At 68.8% G+C, this 18,323-nt stretch carries 14 protein-coding genes; 9 read left to right on the top strand and 5 right to left on the bottom strand.

The annotated features are described in order from the left end of the window. Positions 1-185: 185 nt before the first annotated feature. Positions 186-1,439 carry a hypothetical protein gene (locus tag AB0I81_RS20365; protein WP_360658731.1) on the bottom strand — a complete coding sequence of 418 codons (1,254 nt, stop codon included), beginning with the start codon at positions 1,437-1,439 and terminating at the stop codon, positions 186-188. 411 nt (positions 1,440-1,850) lie between these two features. Between AB0I81_RS20365 and AB0I81_RS20360 the strand changes: the two genes are divergently transcribed. After that, entirely contained in the window at positions 1,851-2,858 is a 1,008-nt protein-coding gene (locus AB0I81_RS20360; RefSeq protein ID WP_360658729.1) for a hypothetical protein, read from the top strand. Between the two features lie 709 nt (positions 2,859-3,567). Here AB0I81_RS20360 and AB0I81_RS20355 read toward each other — a convergent pair. Next, positions 3,568-5,100, bottom strand: a complete 1,533-nt coding sequence (locus tag AB0I81_RS20355) for a hypothetical protein (RefSeq protein ID WP_360658727.1) — start codon at positions 5,098-5,100, stop codon at positions 3,568-3,570. A 285-nt stretch (positions 5,101-5,385) separates the two neighbouring features. Here AB0I81_RS20355 and AB0I81_RS20350 point away from each other — a divergent pair, with 285 nt between their 5' ends. Continuing rightward, on the top strand, positions 5,386-5,778 hold the full coding sequence (locus tag AB0I81_RS20350; RefSeq protein ID WP_360658725.1) for a hypothetical protein: 393 nt from the start codon (positions 5,386-5,388) through the stop codon (positions 5,776-5,778). A gap of 46 nt (positions 5,779-5,824) precedes the next feature. On the opposite strand, the gene AB0I81_RS20345 is transcribed toward AB0I81_RS20350, so the two are convergent. Then, entirely contained in the window at positions 5,825-6,898 is a 1,074-nt protein-coding gene (locus tag AB0I81_RS20345; protein WP_360658723.1) for a bacterial transcriptional activator domain-containing protein, read from the bottom strand. An 86-nt stretch (positions 6,899-6,984) separates the two neighbouring features. Between AB0I81_RS20345 and AB0I81_RS20340 the strand changes: the two genes are divergently transcribed. Beyond that, on the top strand, positions 6,985-7,497 hold the full coding sequence (locus AB0I81_RS20340; protein ID WP_360658721.1) for a hypothetical protein: 513 nt from the start codon (positions 6,985-6,987) through the stop codon (positions 7,495-7,497). 286 nt (positions 7,498-7,783) lie between these two features. On the opposite strand, the gene AB0I81_RS20335 is transcribed toward AB0I81_RS20340, so the two are convergent. Next, positions 7,784-8,164, bottom strand: coding sequence for an SSI family serine proteinase inhibitor (locus tag AB0I81_RS20335; protein WP_360658719.1), 381 nt, complete (start codon positions 8,162-8,164; stop codon positions 7,784-7,786). A 1,657-nt stretch (positions 8,165-9,821) separates the two neighbouring features. On the opposite strand from AB0I81_RS20335, the gene AB0I81_RS20330 reads away from it, so the two are divergent. After that, the gene (locus AB0I81_RS20330; RefSeq protein ID WP_360658717.1) at positions 9,822-11,204 is read left to right on the top strand and encodes a hypothetical protein; all 1,383 of its coding nucleotides are present in this window, start codon (positions 9,822-9,824) and stop codon (positions 11,202-11,204) included. Positions 11,205-11,206: 2 nt separating this feature from the next. Here the strand turns inward: AB0I81_RS20330 and AB0I81_RS20325 are convergent, their stop codons facing one another. Then, positions 11,207-12,001, bottom strand: a complete 795-nt coding sequence (locus AB0I81_RS20325) for an SDR family oxidoreductase (RefSeq protein ID WP_360658716.1) — start codon at positions 11,999-12,001, stop codon at positions 11,207-11,209. 166 nt (positions 12,002-12,167) lie between these two features. Between AB0I81_RS20325 and AB0I81_RS20320 the strand changes: the two genes are divergently transcribed. Genes AB0I81_RS20320 through AB0I81_RS20300 form a run of 5 tightly spaced genes read left to right on the top strand, consistent with a single transcriptional unit; the run spans position 12,168 to position 18,305 of the window. After that, entirely contained in the window at positions 12,168-12,875 is a 708-nt protein-coding gene (locus AB0I81_RS20320; protein ID WP_360658714.1) for an HAD family hydrolase, read from the top strand. After that, on the top strand, positions 12,872-14,566 hold the full coding sequence (locus AB0I81_RS20315; RefSeq protein WP_360658712.1) for a hypothetical protein: 1,695 nt from the start codon (positions 12,872-12,874) through the stop codon (positions 14,564-14,566). Before AB0I81_RS20320 ends, AB0I81_RS20315 begins: the two co-directional genes overlap by 4 nt. A 26-nt stretch (positions 14,567-14,592) precedes the next feature. Then, positions 14,593-15,528, top strand: a complete 936-nt coding sequence (locus AB0I81_RS20310; protein ID WP_360658710.1) for a thymidylate synthase — start codon at positions 14,593-14,595, stop codon at positions 15,526-15,528. Between the two features lie 6 nt (positions 15,529-15,534). Beyond that, positions 15,535-17,253, top strand: a complete 1,719-nt coding sequence (locus AB0I81_RS20305; protein WP_360658708.1) for a carbamoyltransferase C-terminal domain-containing protein — start codon at positions 15,535-15,537, stop codon at positions 17,251-17,253. After that, positions 17,250-18,305, top strand: coding sequence for a hypothetical protein (locus AB0I81_RS20300; RefSeq protein ID WP_360658706.1), 1,056 nt, complete (start codon positions 17,250-17,252; stop codon positions 18,303-18,305). The genes AB0I81_RS20305 and AB0I81_RS20300 overlap by 4 nt, the downstream gene beginning before the upstream one ends. Positions 18,306-18,323 lie beyond the last annotated feature (18 nt).

The following is an 18,323-nucleotide window of genomic DNA, read 5'->3' as shown; positions in this document are numbered from 1 at the left end:
GTGCGGGGCGCCGAGCCGCTGATCAGTTGATGATCGTGGGGGTCCCGTCGGGACGTGCGGTCGGCGTCGGCGCGCGCGGGGGCCGTACGGGGCGGGTGGGCTGCTGCGGGCATCGGTAGGGCGGCCTACCGGCCTACGGGGTCCGGGCGGGCCGGTGGCAGGGCGGCCCGCCCGTACGCCCTGATTCAGTCGTCGTAGCCGTCGGGGACCGTGTTGCCGGGCTCACCTACCGCCGTGTCGCGGGCATCTGCGCGGGTCGCGGTGGCGGTCTCCGTGGGGGTGAGGGCGAACCGGCGGGGCCGCTCACAGGTCAGCTCCGCGTGTCCGAGGTTGACCAGCCGGTCCAACGCGTTGGCCACCGCACCGGACGAGGCGTCCAGCACCTTGCCGATCTCGTACGGGGTGAAGTCCTTGCCCGGGTACTCGATCAGGTGCGCGTACACCCGGTCCCGCAACGCCCCCGGCCGTACCCCGCTCCCGACGCCGCCGCTGGCGCCGCCCGGGCGGGCCCCCGGCACGGCGCGGGCCGGGGCGGCGTCGATACCGGTCAGCACCGCGCGCGCGTCACGGTGCACCGAGGCGATCCTGGCCATCGCCATCTCCAGGCACCCCAACGCCATCACGTCGTTACCGTCGTCTTTGGCCAGGGCGACCCCGCCGAGCAGGTCGGTCAGTTCCGCCAGTTCGGCCCGCACCCGCGCCCACGCCGGATCATCCACCACCGGCCCAGACACCGACTCGGACACAGGGTCGGACACAGGCTCGGACGGGTCAGCGCCGGGGACCGGGACGTGGGTCTGGTCCGGACCCTCATCGGACGCTTCGTCGCCGGTCAGCTCCTCCGGCTGATCATGCGCCTCCTCTTCGTCGCTCGGCGCGGCCACCGGGGTGGGGGCGGCCGTGCCGCTGTCGGCCGGAAGCGTCTCCTCCTCCGATGCTTCTACGGGGTCACCCTGCGAGGTGTCAGCGTCGGGGGCATCAGCGTCCGGCGCGGCGGGCGCGGTGCCCGGCGTTTCGGCATCCGGGGTGTCCGAGGCGGAGGTGTCCGGGGCGGTGGTGTCGGTGGTGATCGGGTACCACCGGTCAGCGGCGCGGCCCCGCGTCTGACCGTCGTTCGTCCCCGGCTCGCGGCGGGCCCGACCTTCGGCGTCGAGTTGGTTGAGGATCTTGCCCGTGACCATCCGGCTGAGCCCGGCCGCCGCGCCGATCGCCGTGGCGGTCGCGCCCGGCTCGGCGTTCAGCGCCGCCCACACCGCCTCCGTACGGGTATCGGTGCCCACCGTGGGGCCGGTGTTCGGGGCGGCGGTGCCGTGGCGGTCAGGGGCGGTCAGGGGCCCGGCGGCGGGGGCCGGGACGGCGGCATCCGCGTTATTGATGGCGGCGTCGGTGTCAGCGGGAATGTTTTCGGTGCCGGTGTTTTCCGGCGTAGTGATAGCCATGGCGCATGTCCCTTTCCGGTCGCGTTTCCCGGCCCTGTTCCGGGCCGGTGTTTTTGTTTGTGCGACGACCATCCCTCGCATTGATAACGACTGGCAAGCCGATCCGGGAACATTTTCCGTCACCGGAACGGCTGGAGAGGCTACCCTCATAAACGATCGTTGATCTGCGGAAACATCTCAATGAGGGACCGCTGTTTCAGCTTGACATACGCGGCCGGCCCGACTCTTCACGCATTTCACCGAACGACGGCGAACGACCCCCGAATGCCCGATTCCCGGTTGCGGAATCTCAGATATTAATGAGCGTCCGGGTTGACATTGATGCGCAATGGAGCGTCCATGGAATTAGGCGGTGAATCGCCGCCGAATAACGACCCGGGGTGACGCGCCGGGGAACGGAAGGGAAACCGCATGGCACCCACGATGGCCGCCGACGACATCACGGTGGACACCGCACACCTACGCGGCCTGGCCGCCTACGGCCCCGGATGGGCGCTCATGTGGGACGGACACGACGTGTTCGCCGCCCCCACCGAGCTGGCTGACCATGGGGACGTTTTCGAGATCATCGACCACGCCGGGTTCACCGCTATCCACGATCAGTACGCTCGGCACGACCAACCGGACGGCCCCGCCGCCATCGCGGTCACCGTCGCCGCCGTCATCACCGGCCGTGCCCGTATCCGCCTGCGGCAATGGCCGCACACCACCCGCATGACGGCCGCCACCGGCCCTTACACCACCGCGCTACGCCCCCACGGCATCCATCGCCACCAGGCCAGCCGCCCCGACGCCGACGGCCGCCACATCACCACCGACTACCGGATCACCCCCACCGGCGCGACCGCATCGATCACCATGCCGTACGCCACCGACTCAACCGCACCCATCACGATCACCATCACCGGCCCCCACCCCGGCGGCCGCAGCGTGCCCATGTTCACGGTGACCGTGCCCCGCCAAACGCCGCCCGCCGCTGTCGCCGCCCTGATCGCCGCCGCCGGAGGCCTCCCCCCACACACCGCCACCGGCTACCGCCACGCCCACGACACCGGCTTTCCCGAAACCCCCCGCTACATCACCGTGGAACCGGCCGACGTCCGCGCGTTGGCCGCCCACGGCCCCGGCTGGGCCCTCATGTGGCACGACGACCACACCCAGCCCGTCATCACCCGCCATGACCGCGACGACGACGCACTCCTCGAAATTTGCACCCACGAGCACATGATCAACCTCAGCGTCCACCACCCGCACGCCGACGGCACCACCGGCGGCCCCGGACACCACCCGGACTATGACGCCATCGCCACCTACCTGACCGGCAGCCTCGGCGACTTCGACCCTGGCCAGGACAACACCACCGCCATCACGGACGCCACACGCGCGGCCGACATGAACGACACACACGCCCCGGCCTAGCAACCGGCCCCCGGCAAGGGAACGACCCCGGAACCGCCCAACAGCGGTACCGGGGCCCACCCATGCCCGCGTACAGCGCCCCATCACGCACGACCACGCGATCATGCGGGCGGCGGGCGGCGGGCGGCGGGCGGCGGGCGGCGGGCGGCGGGCGGATCCTGCTCACCGAGGCCTTCCCCCACAAGCCACCGCCAGAGGCCGGCCACCAGCACCAGCCATCAGCAAAAGCTTGAACACCAGTACGACGGACGGTAAGCGACCACCGGCAGGGAGCACACCGAGAGAAAAGCAAGCCGGCAGCCCGCCAACGAACCCGCACACATATTCAAGGACTCGCCTTAAGGCGACTCGGGGCGGCCATCGCAACAGCCGAAACCCGCCTGACCTGAGCAGACGGCACACCACGAGGCGTCGCGCTCTCAGCCACGACACCGAACGCGACAACAAAACGCGACACCTAACACAACACCGAACAACGCCCCGCGCATGCACCCGCAACAGCCAACGCGACACCACGCACGGGCTCGGCAACCACCTCACGTCCCAGGCGACGAGGTCCGCCACTCCCCACCAGAGCCGACCCTTCACCCACGCCTCCGGCGTCCCCGGCCGTGCCGGACGGATACATCGACACCCACCTGGACCCCACCTGTCAAGCTCGCTCCCGTGACGGTGTGGCACCCCGGACCATGCCCGGCTGCCCCACGTCTCAGGCGGCAACGAACGTGGCCACCGCCGTGGACTTCGATCGGACCTGGCGATGACGAGGGCCTCTACCCTCACCAGGCGCCCCGGCCGGATGAGTAAAGGCTTCCGCTGTTGCCCGCGAACCGCCCCTGGCCCTGGCCCTGGCCCAAGGCCACCGCGGCACCCCGGGCAGCCACCAAGCCACCCGCACCGGATCAGCGGTGACAACCGCCCACGTTCCCGTCCCCGACCGTTCGGTGGCCAATGCCCCCGACGGCGGCGCACCCGCCGCCGTCGGGCCGCTCAGCCCCGGCCCGGCACCATCACCGCCGCGCACCCCACCCGCATCCGCCCCTGATGCCGCCGGTGGCAGTGGCGGCGGTGACGGCGGTGACGGCGGTGTTCTCGGCCCCGCACGGCCCGTATCCGACCGCGTCCCGAGCAGCCCGGGCACCGTCGGCGCAGCCGGGTCCGGCTCCCTCGTGTTGGGCCCGCGCAAGCCTGTGGGGGACGATCCGGGCTCGGCCGAACCGAACTTGCGCGACATCGGCGGCAACGCTCGACGCAGCTCCTCCGGACCGGTCGCGCTGACCATGACCTGAGGGCCGCGTATCGCAAGCCACCGATGCTCCACCACCAGAAAACCCCAATGCGGCCAGTCCCGACGCAGCCCAGCCAGCGCCCGCCGCGCCCATGGCTCCTGGCCGAACGCCGACACTCGAGCCGGTTCCTGCTCCAGCAGCCCTCTCACACGAGGCCCGGAAGAGTCCCGGCCATCGCCCCCGTCCCGGGCGCCAGCACCCGGTCCACTCGAGGCCGACGAGGTGTCCATGAGGCCAGCGGGTAGATCACCGGCGGTTCTGTCGCAGCCCGCCGGGACTTTGGCGACCACACGCCCCGCCCCGGCTGCGGCCTCCCCGAAATTTACCGGCATCACGCTGGACGAGCGGTCCGGCTGCGCCTCCCACCCGATGGCACCTGCCGCATCGCTGGCAGTACCCGCCAGCGCCACCTCCCCGGGAAAGGCCAGATCCACCCACACCGCATGACCGCTGCTCACATCGCCCGCCACGCCGAACCGGAGCGCCAGCGCAGCGACCCCGGCCAGCCCCCGCCCCTGCTCGGCCAGCGCCGACAGCGAGCCCGGCGTCTGCGAGAAATCCGGAACCGACCCACCGCCCAGGTCATACACCACCAGCCGCGCCACCTGGGCGCCGCGCAACACCTCCACCACGAAGAATCCCCCGGCCCGCCCCGACAGCGAATGGCGCAACACGTTGCTGATCAGCTCGGCCATCACCCACTCCGCGTCGTCCTTCCGGCCGGTGTCGGCCAGCACCCGGCCCACCATGCGACGCGCGGCAGCCGACTGATCCCCCCGCCCCACGAACGCACGCCGCCACGCCATCCCACCCCACACCGGCCGCGAACCGAAGCTCGACATCACCACTCCCGGCGCCAGATCCGGGAACTCCTCCCCCACCGGCTGCCCGGACATCCACGAGGCGGGAAGGCGGCTCGGCTCACCCGAGAAGTGCGGCATGCGCTCATCCATGCTGGCGATCCCTTTCCGATCACGCCCCGGCCCATCCGGAAGCGACCAGCACGATCACTCACCTCCCCGCCCGAATCACACCCCCAACCCGCAACCCGCCCCCGGCACCGCCCCAACCAGCACCAACGCCGCCCACACCACCAGCACAGGCCCGCCACCACCTCCGACGATCACCCCACGCAGAAACTGGAGCCCCTCCCCGAAGCCGGCCTACCGTCCCCCAACCCCCGGACACCCGGGGAATCACGCGCCATCACGCGCTGATCGAGAAAGGGAACCTTGCCCATGCCCGGCACCGGCTACCAGACGCTGCTCGACTGCCGCCGCCGCAGCCGCTATCTGCGCCAGCACAGCTTCACCATCGACCAGATCGCCATCATCCTCGCGCTCGACCATCCCGCCACTCCACTCCGTCTCTACCGCTACGCCGCCGGCCTCACCGCCGCCCAAACGGTCAGCGCCTTCCATCACCTCGCCGACACCACCGGCGCCGGACTCCGCGAAACGCGCCTCTATGAACACGAAGCATGGCCCAAGGCGGGACGGCGCCCCTCCGTCCACACCCTGCACCTCCTGGCCCGCATCTACGGCACCCAGCCCGTCCGTCTGCTCACCACCGCCATGATCGCCACCTACACCCCGCGCGACCAGCACATCCTCCACCGAGGAACCAGATAAGACCCTGACCAGGACCGCGCCGCCCCCTTCAACACACCGCGGCCGGCTAGCAGAGGAACCGCTCACACACTTGGCGGACCTCACCGCTCGGGGCCTCGTCGATCTCCGCCAATCGCTCCTGCAACAGCCCGAACGAGCGCCGTACCGCTGAAGTCCGGCCCAGCTCCCCCTGGATCGTGATCAGCTGACACCACAACAACTCGCTGTACGGGTCGATGCGCTCCACTGCCAACCGCAATACGTCCAACGCCCGATCCGGGTCGCCCTCGCGTACCAGCTCGGCCAGCCGCTCGGCCGCATCGACCGCCTGCCGCTGAGCGGCCTGCCGCAGCGGGAGGATCCATAGAGCATCTCGCCCGGCCAGCAACGGCCCCTGATACAGGGTCAGCATCTCCTGCAGCGCAACAAGCCGATCCGGTTCCTCCCCCGTGCTGTTCGCCCGGATGAAGGCCCTCTCGAATCGCCAATAGTCCACATCGAAGTAGGCGGACGCCAAGTGACGCCGCTGCCGCGTCTTCACCACGAACTTCACGCTCGCCGCAAGACCGGACGCCTGCCGCATCACCTGGTTGAGCTGCCGAACCCCCGACTCCAGCGCGCGAGCGCCCCGCTCGTCATCGCCCGGCCACAGGGTTTCGATGATGCTCTCTGCCAACAGTCCCTCGGGTGAGGTCGACAACAAAGCGAACAAGTCGGACGCCACCGCACGGCCGAATGAGACCTCCACCCCGCCATACGACAGCCGCAGCGCTCCGAGCACCTCCGCCTTCCCCTTGCCCGGCTCCGATACGAATCCCGGCTCCACCAGCTGCGCAGGCGGAGAAGCCGGCGCCGTGTCCCCTGGGTCAACGACGTCCGCCTCACCGGTCTCTGCCTCCGCCTCGCTCAGCCCAGGCAAAACGACTTCCGCCTTCTCGGTCGTACCGGCCGCGAGGCCAGCCATGGCGTAGTCGATCACAGGCACCTGCGCAGGGGCCACCATCGCCGCATCGCCCTCTGGTACCTCATCAGGACGTCGGTCGGTAACGATGCCCGTAGAAGCAGCGACGGGTATTCCCGGCTGACGACGTCGACGGAGGATCAGCGCGGCGCCGAGCAGCATGACCACCAGCCCGAACACCAGCGAAGAGGCAAGCCGCGCCTGTGCATCGGACGAACCTGCCGCGCGCTGCCACGTCGCAGGGCTTTCACTGCCGGTCGCCGCAGGTGAAGAAGACGGAGGAGATGGAGATGGAGATCGAGAGGGAGAGGGAGAGGGAGAGGGAGAGGGAGAGGGAGAGGGAGAGGGCAACGGTGAAGAGGGCGGACGAGGTTCAGCACGATGTCGTGGCGACCGCATGTCGTGGTCGTGACCAGGCCGACGATCGGCGCTCCTGGCACTACGACGCCGGCCCGAGGCCGGTTGCGAGGGCTGCTCCGTTCGTGGCTCAGCCTCACGCCACCGGCGCGGCCTGGCTTCCTCTCGATCTGCGCGCTCGGCGGGCGCAGGCCTGGGTGGTCTCTGCCTGGGGGCCGAAGGCTTCGGCGTCGAACGCACTCGTGGCCTCGGAGAGGACGCTGTTCCCGCAGGCACACGCTGAGACTCTGCCAACCGATCACCGATCTGGGAAAGCCCGCGTCCTTCAGCCACATCCCGGTGTACCAACGCGCACAGTTTATCCATATCGATCATCTGGTGCGTTTCCTCTGGAACCGGCGGACAATATGGCTCAGTCCTAGCCAAAGCCACACTCGAGCCATCCATCACGGCCGCCGCCAGAACGCCCGTGATGACAATACGACTTAGAGTTCCAGAATGTCTCTTCCGGTCGCTGGGAATAGATCCCTGAAGCGCCAGGCTTCTCCAGAGGGTCGGCACGTCAGCCGATTTACCACCACGGCCTATGTGGCATGCCCCGGAAATGGAATACAAACCACAAAAGTTGAGGTCATGCGGCACTCTGTGCGCGCGGGCCCTCCCTGACTGTTGCCTTGGGACCGATGGCGACGAGCCCGGGGTTCCTCCTCAGAAGCGGAAAATCGGACCCGTTTCGGCGGTGAGCGCACAGGCGTTGGGGAAGGTCTTCTGCCAGCCGATCGTCCGGTTCCGCCACATGCCGTACATCGTCGCTGCGACCGGGTCTCGCTTCTCGCTGCACCGGCGCCCCGGGTCGCCGGGAAGACGATCGAAGTCCCCCTCAACGGCATCGATGACGGCGCACACGACCTCACCGTACGGATGCCCCCTTGTCAGGCCTGGACACCGTAGGGTGACCATCTTCAGACTGCTGCTCCCATGCGCCGTGACGGTAAGGACGACCGAATTCGGCCGGGCAGCTCCCTGAGCCGGGATGGCTGTCAGAACGAGGCCGGCGCAAAGACCGGCACCGGTGATCAGCAGAGGCATACGCACGATCGCTCCAGCTATCTTGGTGACGCAAAGCAATCTTCAAGCTACCGTAAGCTACTTCGCTTTGCCTGGTATCCCATCAGTAAGCTTCTTGAGACTAGGCCGCTCTTCGCCAACAGCTCATCTCTGCACATTCGAGGCGCACTCTCGGTAAAGGCGAAAGCGAGCATCACGCCGCTTCGACCATCTGACGCGTTGCGCAATCCTTCGTGCGAAGCGCCTGCAGACGAAGAGGCCACTTCCCGCCGGAGAAGCCTCTTGCGAGGGCACAGCCGCTCCAGCGAACCCCCGGAAATGTAACGCCAGGAATTGTCGAGGGAAGATCCAAACCCGCAGAACACCCGAAGCGCCACAGATACGCTACGCAACGTAGCGATCAAGAGGATTGGGGAGTCGGGAATGCCTGAAAACGGCGAACAACCAGGGGCATCGCGCCGGCGACTGGGCGCCCAGCTTGGACTGCTAGCGGGTACCGCCGCCATCGTCGTAACCACCAGCACAGCCGCCGCATACGGCGATGTGGGGAACAGGCCCGGCGACCAGCAGGGCGCCTCGCTTCACGCCGTGGACACTGCGCGAGACGTCACCGACCAAGGTCTTGCTACGGCCTCTCTGCCGTGGCGCTCTTCCTCCCTAGCGCTGGTGGCGCCGGCCCGTCCCCGCAGCAGGACCGAAGGACGAGGCGTGCGCACGGTCTATGTCGAGCAGATGAGGGCGACCAGAAACCGCACACCCATCAATGAGCCGCACGGCCGCCACAAACTCGCACGCCCACGACCGCTTGCCGATCCTGCTGGTGACCGCCACACTCCCCGGTCGATCCCCAGGGCCAAGCGCGCACCAAGAGACCTAGGCCTGCCCGCACCCGGCCTTTTCGAATCGGACGAGAGCCGGTCACTGATCGCCATGAGGTGCGACGAGTTGTTCCCGCCTCACAAGAGTGACTCCCGGCTGCGCAACGTCGCATGCCATCGTCTCTTCAGTTGATCAACCACGCACATCGTCCCAGGACCAGGGCAACCTGTCGCGGCAGCAACCTTCTGCAGAGTTCGCTCACCATAGCCGAGCCCTGCAGGGGGTCTGACGCTGCGGGACGGGCGTTCACCGCACCAGCGCGGCACACCTGCACGTCAAACCCGCAACATGACCTCCTCGTGCCGCGCACGGTTCTCGGTGACAACCTGGGTGCCCAGGCTCGTCATCCGGAACGCCCGGACACTCCTCAGCGTCTCGAACCCGGCGCACGCGGTGGCCTCGCTCCCGTACGCACGAGCGAACCGTTCATACGCTCCCTCGTCACCAGAGCCTGTGGTGAATGCCCTTACTGCGGGCGAGGCAAATCCCGGTCCGGGCAGCGCCCTAGGTCAAACAACACCACCTAAACGCCTCGAGCATCGTGAAAGTCGGCGTAAGCGGGCCAGCCTGCTATACCCCCGGCTGCCCCAGACGTTGAGGATCACGGCATCCATGACGAGCAGAGGGACTCCCAGGAACTTTACGACGGCTTCGTTGTCGCCCGCACGATTGGCGAACCGAATTGCTCCACCTCCCTCGGGCCTGTGAAGGGGTTGTGCGGTGGCACGCAGGGTTGTAATCGGTATCGAGCTTGCTCTGGGAGGAGGACACGGGCTGCTCATGCGTGCACTATCAAGGCATGGACGGCGACGGAGCGCTCCTGGGCGGCAACACGGCGTTGGCAGTGGTGCTTGCGGAATCGGGCTGCTCTCATGGTGCGCTGGCGAACCGGGTGAACGAACTCACGGGCCGCCAGGGCATCGTGACGCGCTATGACAAGGCATCTGTCACCCGATGGATACAGGGCATGCAGCCGCGCGGTCAGGTGCCGGAGTTCATAGCCGCTGCGCTCGGTGAACGCCTCGGGCGTTCTCTTTCCCTGTCGGAAATCGGTTTCCTGGAGGAGCTGCGGAGCCCGGTTGCGACGCGTTCACTCGCTTATGGTGAGGAGGTGGGTGAAACGCTGCGTACTCTGGCCGAACTCAGCTCCACCGATCTCTCTCGCCGCCAGGCCCTGGGCGCCGTGCCCTTCGTCGCCGCAGCTTTGGTGGATCCCCAGCGCCGCTGGCTGTTGTGGCTGCTTGAGGACGATCAGGCGACGCATCTGACCGCGGTCACCAGTGGCGGTCCGGTCGAGCGCGTGTACGCGATGATCGCGATGTTCGACGAGATGGACAACCGGTTCGGTGGCGGGCAAGTACGTACCAGCGTGGTGCACTACCTCAGCGCCGAAGTCGTCCCCCTGCTGCACCGCTCCGGCACGATGGAGAACCAGCGCAGAGAGTTGTTCACCGCGGCGGCGAAGCTCTCCGCGATGGCCGGCTGGAGTTCGTACGACTCGGCTGAGTACGGGCTCGCCGAGCGGTACATGATTCAGGCGTTGCGGCTGTGCGCCGAAGGCGGCGATCGGGTGCTGGGCGGGCAGATCCTGGCCGGGTTGTCGCACCTGGCCACCAGCCTGGGCCGGCCCGATGAGGGAGTGGCACTCGCCCGCAGCGGTCTGGTCACGGCCAAGCAGGCGGGCAGCCCGCTGGGCTTGATGCGGCTACACGCCATGGCGGCCCGAGGCCATGCCGCCCTCAACCAGTCGGCGAAGGCTGCGGCGTCGCTGAACGCCGCCGAGCGCGCTTTGGAGACGAGCGTCGGGCCCGAGCACGAGTCGCCGTGGGTGCGGTTCCTCGATCACCACTACTTGGAGGCCGAGGCGGCGCACTGTTTCCGCGACCTGGGTGACGCCCAGCGCGCCGAGCACCTGGCCGACGACTCGGTACGCGCGAACACCGACCGGCGCCGACGCCGAGCCATCAGCCAGGCCGTGCTGGCCACCGCGCATCTGCAGCAGAATCGTCTCGATCAGGCCATCGATTCCGCCACGACGGCGCTGGGCCTGCTGGACACGGTCCATTCAGAACGTTCCGTCCAGGCGCTGCGCGACTTCCGGGGCCGGTTGGAAGCGCATCGGGCTGAGCCGCTGGTGCGCCAGTTCGAGCGCCGTGCCCGTCCTGTTCTTGGCGCGGCCTGAGGTCAGTATCCGTCCGGGGTGGGGGCGTTCTGTGCCCGGTCCACCGGGATGTTCGCGCCCGATATGCCACTGGCCGCGCCGGAGAGCAGGAAGGCCACCACCGCCGCGACCTCGGCCGGGTCGACGAGCTGACCGGCGGGGAATTCGCGGGTGAACGCGGCGAATTCTTCGGGTTCTTCGGTACGCATGCGATCCCAGCGCTTGCCGGGAATGAGCATGGAGCCTGGGGAGACGGCATTGACCCGGATGCCGTCCGCGCCGAGTTCCCGGGCCAGCGACGTGGCCAGGTGAATCTGGGCGGCTTTGGCCGCTCCGTACTGGGCTTGCGGGCCGGGTTTCCACCCGGAGACTGATGAGACGATCACTGCCGAGCCGCCGCCTGCGGCGCGCAGGTGGGGCGCGGCCGCTGCGATGAGCTGAGCGGTATGGCCGACGTTGAGTTCCCAGGTCGTCGTCCAATCCTGGGGGGTCGCCGAATCGAGCATGCCGCCTCGGGCGCCGCCGGCGCACGCCACGACACCGTCCAGGCCGCCGAAATGGCCGGCGACCTCGGCGACGAACTCGTGTAGCAGCGGGGCGGCGGTCACGTCCAGGGTCCTGGTGAACAGGGCGTGTTCCGGTAGCTGAGCCGCCAGCTGGTCGAGGCGTTCCTGGCCGCGCGCGCAGGTCGCCACCTGGCAGCCTTCGGCGACGAGGCGTCGCACGATCTGCTCTCCGAGCCCGCGGGATCCGCCGGTCACGATGATGCGCTGTCCGGTCAGGCCGAAATGAGCCGGGGTGGAGTGGGGGTCGTTCACGTGTGCCTCCTCATCCGTACAACCCCATCCAACCGCGCGTGCCCGAAGACACCGCCCATGCCTCCTTCCGCGCCGTTGACCGAGGCGATTGTCTGGAGCGCGCTGCCCCCAGTCCTGCCTCGCTCGCTGCCCGCCGACCGCACGTCTCGAACGGAGAAGAACTGTGATGATGGTTGATCCGGAGGTCCGTCCCAGCAGTGCATCACCCGTCCTCGAAGCTGAGAAGGCATTACTGCTTGACCTCGACGGCGTGCTGTTCGACACCCGCGTCGTGATGTGCCGCGCCTGGCAGGTCGTCCAGGAACGCCATCGCGTTGACGTCGCCTTCGAGGACTACCTTCGTCACGTAGGCCGCCCCTTCGCCGACATCATGGAGCAGCTCGGCCTGGCCGACGCCGAGCTGCTGCACGCCACGTACGACAGGGCGTCGCTGGAGTGGGGCCATCTCGCGCCGCCCTTCCCTGGCATCGAGGCGGCGTTGGGAGCCTTCATCCAGGACGGGTGGGCGCTCGGTGTGGTCACCGCCAAGCCGCTCAACCGCGCGACGCCGCTGCTGGGACGCCTGAACTGCCCGTGGGGCACCATACGCACGCCCGGCCGGGAACGCGGCAAGCCCGCCCCCGACCCGTTGCTGCTGGCGCTGACCGAGCTCGGCGTCGACCCCGCGCAGGCCGTCTACGTCGGCGACACGGCCGTGGACCAGGAAGCCGCCCGCCGTGCCGGCGTGCGCTACATCCACGCCGCCTGGGGATACGGCACCGCCACCTCGCCCCAGCCGGTGACCGTGAACGACCCCGCCTCCCTCGCCTGCCTCAGGCAGAGCCTGCAGACGCCCGCGCTGTCCCCGCCGATCCCCCTGAGGTGCCCACAGTGACCACGCCTATCGACTGGATCGCCCCCGTCGAAGCGCTCTCATGGGCGTTGACCCACCGAGATGCCGTACCGGCGTCAGCGGGCGCTCCGCTGGAGGAACTCGACGCCATCCAGCCCGATCCCGAAGAGATCGGCCACCACGTCCAGCAGCTCCTGGGCGCGCTGGAGTGCCACGCCGCGGCGGTGGCGTTGACCCCGAACGGGCTGTCCTGGCTCGACGTCCACCGGGTGCCGGTACACCGCCTGCTCATCCACGTGGTGCGCAAGCTGCTCCGCCTGTCGGCCTGGCCGCCGTTCGCAGCGGCTCCGGGACCCCTCACTGGCCCGCCGGACCAAGCGTTTCTGGGCGAACGCGACAGCGGCACGCGGGAGTACCGCTCGTACACGGTCACCTGGCCAGGAATCGCCTACCTGCTCGGCGGCCCAGACGCAGCCGGCCAGCCATTCCCGCCAAGTCCCCGGATCAGTGGCGAACATGGAGCGAACGGGCCGGCATCCGTGGTGGCGCTGTCGTGGTCATCACGCCATGCCGAGACCTTGCTGCCGGTCCTGCACGACGTCAGCCATCGCCAGCAGCGCAGTCTCCTGCTTGACCTGGCCACCGACCCAGCGCAGCGATGCCCGTCCATCGAAGACCCCCGAATCGACGTACGGCCAGTACCTCCCGACCTGTTGAACGTGTCAGGAGGACTGCCCTCCCCCCTCGATAGCGGCCGGTCCATCCGCATCGGCGTACACACCGTCCTGCTCGACCGCCTGATCGGCTTGATCTCGCGGCTGCTGGAGCACACCGCCGGCTCCACTCAACTGTCGTGGCAGGCCACCGTGCGCGCCGAGATGTGGCTGGAAGACGTGCTCGACGCCGCCCGGCCAACCTCGGTGCTGGTCAGCAACGACGTCAGCCCTCTCGGCGTGCTCGCAACCCGCACCGCTGACCGGATGGACATCCGCACCGTCTACGTCCAGCACGGCGCACGGATTCCGGGTTCGACCGGCACACCCGGTCTGCACGCGCGCCACGTCGTGGTCATGGGCAACCGGGACTCCGTGTGGGCGAGCCACCACGACGCCGAAGTCCACGTGCTGGGACAGCCTCGCTTCGACGCGCTGACCCGTGAGAGCCACTCACGGCACCGCGCGTACCTGGACCAGCTGTTCGCCTCGCACCACGGCACACCGCCGGAACGCTTCCTGGTCTGGGCCTGTCAGCCCTTCGCCCTCGATCGCCTGAACGCACAAGCGGAGCTCCTGTTCGAGGCGATGCGCGCCGCGAGAGGTGACTGGGCCTTGGTCATCGCTCCGCATCCCGCGCTGGCCCCGCAGGTGTTCACTCCCATGCTGGAGTCCGCGCACCGGCTCAAGGTCGCCGTCGCCGATCACGAGGTCGGCGCACGAGGATGCCTCGCCGGCGCGGACGCCCTGGTGAGCGTCTCCTCCACCTGCGGCATCGAGGCCATGCTGCTCGGCGTCCCCATCATCGAGCTCCATCTGCCCGGCGAACGAACGCTCGACCTTGCCGCGCACGAGGCGGCGCGAGCCTGTACGAACGCGAACGAGGTCGCCCACGCCCTGTCCGAACTGGGCGAGGCAAGCCGGCGACCGCGCCTCACCGCGACGGCCATGGACTCGATCTGCCGCTGGGACGGCACCGCCGCAGCCGCGGTGGCTCAACTCGCCCTCGCCCTGCCCTGAGCCCCGACCGAGAAAGGAGACCTCCGATGATGTCCTACACGGGCGAGAGCGTCGCCGAGCTGTTCACCACCGTGGTGGCGACGGTGCTCAAGGACGGCCATCGCGTCAGCCCCCGCGGCATGCCCACCCGCGAGGTCCTGGACGTGAACCTCCGGCTCACCCGGCCCCGCGCCAGGCTGCTCACGTCGTCGGCCCGCGTCCTCAATCCGGCCTTCGCTGTGGCCGAGACCGTATGGCACCTGGCCGGTTCCGACGAGCCGTGGATCTTCGACTACAACGGGCGGCTTCGCCAGTTCGCCGATGAAGGGGTTCTGCGTGGTGCCTACGGCCCTCGCATGCGCCGCTGGGGTGGCCGGGTGGATCAGCTGGCCGCCGTCGTCGACCAGCTGCGGGCCGATCCGGATTCGCGGCGCGCGCTGATCCAGCTCTACGACCCTGCCAGGGACACGGCCGGACACCGGGATGTGCCGTGCACCCTGGGCTTCCGATTTCATATCCGGCGGCACCGCCTGCACATGTCCACCACCATGCGCGGCCAGGACGCGTGGATCGGGCTGCCGTACGACCTGTTCTTCACCACCGTCCTGCACGAGCTGATGGCCGGCTGGTTGAACGTCGAGCTGGGCGACTACCACCACCACATCGATTCCCTGCACCTGTACGAGCACGACCTCGACCGGGCCGCCGCCGTCGGCACCTCCGCGACGAGCCCGGAGATGCCGTCGCTGATCACGCCCTGGGCCGGCTTCGACGTCCTGCTGGCCAGGACCCGAGCGGGTGACCCGACCGGCCATCCGATGTGGGACGCCGTGGGCGAGATGATGCGCAGCTACCGTCTGTGGAAGTGCGGTGAACACGTCCTCGCGGAGAACCTCGCCACACGGATCCGGTCGCCGCTCGGGCTGGCCTTGCTCGACTGGTACGAAGAGCTTCGAGCCCGTACCTCCGTGGCGAGCGGGTGACCTTTCATGACCGCACCCTTCACCGTCCTGGGGCTGTGCTCCTTCACCCATGACTCCGCCGCGGCGCTGCTGATGGACGGCGAGCTGATCGGATTCGTCGAAGAGGAACGCCTGTCGCAGGTCAAGCACACCAAGGACTACCCGCGCCAGGCCGTACAGTGGCTCCTTTCCGAAGCCGGGATCACCGCAGCCGACGTGGATACGATCGCCTACAACTTCCACGGCCCGCGCTACCTCGCCGCCGTCCCCCAGGTAGCCCGCTTCCTCGGACCCGCACCAACGCGTGATCGAGCACTGCCGCGGGCCGCTGGCTTCACCAAGGTCGCCCTCCGCACGATAGGCCGCACCCGCGCCCTGAGCCGGATGTTCTCCGGCGCTCCGGTCCAGCCTGTCCAGCATCATCGCGCTCATCAGATGTGCGCGTTCGCCGCCTCCGGATGGGACGACGCCGCGGTGCTCATCGTGGACAGCCTGGGCGAAACCCAGACCACCACCATCGCCACCGCCCGCCAGGGCAAGCCGGGCCGACCGGAACTGCGCACCCTGCACGCCTTGCACGACCCTGCCTCACTCGGCTACGTCTACGGCGCCGTCACCCAACACCTCGGCTGGCGGCGCGGGGATGAGGAAGGCACCGTGATGGCACTCGCCGCGCTGGGCGAGCCCGCGCGCTTCCAAGAGCTGTTCGCTCGCGCCATCCGGCTCACGCCTGACGGGTTCGCTGTGGATCCGAGCCTGTTTCCCATCCGCGTCCTGATCTCCGGCTATCCGCGCGTCACCCCTCGCTTCATCGCGGCGACCTGCCCGCCCCGACCGTCCCAGGCGCCCGTCACGCAGGTGCACCGCGACCTGGCGGCGGCACTGCAGGCGCGTACCGAGGAGGTCATGGTTCACCTGGCCATACTCGCCCGCAACCTGGATCGATCCAAACGGTTGTGTGTCGGCGGCGGCGTGGCGACCAACTGCGTCAGCATCGGCAAGATCATCGAGGCGGGAATCTTCGACGAGGTCTTCGTGCCGCCCGCACCAGGCGACGCGGGAACCGCCATCGGAGCCGCTGCCGCCGCCCACCTCAAACTGAGCGGACAGCCGCTGTCGGGCATCTCCCGATCCTGCTACCTGGGCCCCTCCTTCCCGACCCCAGATCTCGACCTGTCCGCGTGGCCCACCCTCATCGACCGCGACGTGCCCGGCGACCCCGCCGAGTTCCTCGCCGGCCAGCTCGCTCGTGGTCAGATCGTCGGCTTGTTCCACGGCCGCATCGAAGCGGGGCCACGCGCCCTGGGCAACCGCTCCATCCTGGCCTCCCCGCTACAGGACGGCGTCATCGAACGGCTGAACGCCACCGTGAAGTTCCGCGAGCCGTTCCGCCCGTTCGCGCCCATGGTCCTGGCCGACCGCGCCTGCGACTACTTCACCCTCGGCCAGGAAGCCCCGTTCATGTCGATGGCCTCCAACGTCACCGACCTGGCCCGCACGCAGATCCCCGCGATCGTCCACGCCAACGGCACCGCGCGCCTGCAGACGGTCACCAAGGAACAGAACCCGTTCATGCACGCGGTGCTCGAAGCATTCGCCCGCCGCACCGGCGTGCCGGTCCTGATCAACACCTCGCTCAACGTCAAGGGCAAACCGATCTGCGGCACCCCGCAGATGGCCGTGGACTGCCTGGCCTCGTCCGGACTGGACGCGCTCCTGCTGGAAGGCAGGTGGATCACCAAATGATCATCGGATACAGCTTCTGGGGCTTCCTCGGCGCAGGAATCACCGACACCCCGGACGGCGGACGCAGCCACCGCCGCCCCCTCGTCGACGCGCTGATCCGCCAAGGCCACCGCCTCATCTTCCTGCAGGCCGACCGCGACCGGCTGGAAGCCGGTGACCGCTTCACCGACCAGTACACCTTCGACAGCGGGTCTCCCGAGATCGACCTGCTGTTCCTGGAATGGCGCTGGCCTATCCCCGGCCGCAACACCACCACGTGCGACGCCCCCGGCCACACCTGCGACCTGCACCGCCAACACGAACTCCTCGATCACTACACGCTCGACCAGGGCACCCCCACCCTGATCTGGGACAAAGATCGCCGACTACCGGCCGACAGCTCATGGCGGCAACGCGCGGGCGTGCTCGTCTGCGAAGCCGCCCTCGACCCCACCCCGGGAGCCCGCTCTCTGCTGTTCCCCGTGGACGAGGAGCTCCTCGACAGCGCCGACCCCCGGGCGCTGGCCGCCGTCCCACGCCCCATCACGCTGGGCTACGTCGGCAACCAACACGACCGCGACGAGGAGTTCAACGACTACTTCGCGCCCGCCGCCGCACACGTCCCGCACCAAGTGGCCGGGAAGTGGACCGCCACCACTCGCTGGCCGCACGTGACCTTCCTCGGCCGCATCCCCTTCCCTCAGGTGCACGACCTGTACATGCGCTCGCTGGCCACCGTGCTGCTCCTACCTCAGCGGTACGCCTCAGCAGGCCAGATGACCCAACGCATCTTCGAGGCCGTGCTCGCCGGATGCCTGCCGCTCGCCCCCGACAACATCAGGCACGTCCGCCGTTTCGTGCCCCCGTCTCTGATCGTCCGAGACGGCGGGGAGGTCGTCGATCGGCTGCGACACCTGCGCGCCATCGCCGGCACCCACCAGCACACCTGGCTGATCGCCGAATGTCTCCGCCGTCTGGAGTTGTTCCGCCTCAGCCACCAGGTCCGGCAGTTCCAGGAGGCGCTGGGAGAGCTCGCCGGCGCCCGATCGCGAAAGATCGGCAGGTCACGATGACGCGCGCACCAGACCAGC

Source organism: Nonomuraea sp. NPDC050404, from assembly GCF_040655495.1.
In the GTDB taxonomy this organism is placed as follows: domain Bacteria; phylum Actinomycetota; class Actinomycetes; order Streptosporangiales; family Streptosporangiaceae; genus Nonomuraea.
The sequence above is the reverse complement of the archived record's forward strand: the minus strand, read 5'-3'. Positions and strand labels throughout refer to the sequence as shown.

Excerpts from the sequence above, each read along its gene's own strand:
- AB0I81_RS20365 (WP_360658731.1), bottom strand. The coding sequence starts at position 1,439 with ATGGCTATCACTACGCCGGAAAACACCGGCACCGAAAACATTCCCGCT.
- AB0I81_RS20360 (WP_360658729.1), top strand. The coding sequence starts at position 1,851 with ATGGCACCCACGATGGCCGCCGACGACATCACGGTGGACACCGCACAC.
- AB0I81_RS20355 (WP_360658727.1), bottom strand. The coding sequence starts at position 5,100 with ATGGATGAGCGCATGCCGCACTTCTCGGGTGAGCCGAGCCGCCTTCCC.
- AB0I81_RS20350 (WP_360658725.1), top strand. The coding sequence starts at position 5,386 with ATGCCCGGCACCGGCTACCAGACGCTGCTCGACTGCCGCCGCCGCAGC.
- AB0I81_RS20335 (WP_360658719.1), bottom strand. The coding sequence starts at position 8,164 with ATGCCTCTGCTGATCACCGGTGCCGGTCTTTGCGCCGGCCTCGTTCTG.
- AB0I81_RS20330 (WP_360658717.1), top strand. The coding sequence starts at position 9,822 with ATGGACGGCGACGGAGCGCTCCTGGGCGGCAACACGGCGTTGGCAGTG.
- AB0I81_RS20320 (WP_360658714.1), top strand. The coding sequence starts at position 12,168 with ATGATGGTTGATCCGGAGGTCCGTCCCAGCAGTGCATCACCCGTCCTC.
- AB0I81_RS20310 (WP_360658710.1), top strand. The coding sequence starts at position 14,593 with ATGATGTCCTACACGGGCGAGAGCGTCGCCGAGCTGTTCACCACCGTG.
- AB0I81_RS20305 (WP_360658708.1), top strand. The coding sequence starts at position 15,535 with ATGACCGCACCCTTCACCGTCCTGGGGCTGTGCTCCTTCACCCATGAC.
- AB0I81_RS20300 (WP_360658706.1), top strand. The coding sequence starts at position 17,250 with ATGATCATCGGATACAGCTTCTGGGGCTTCCTCGGCGCAGGAATCACC.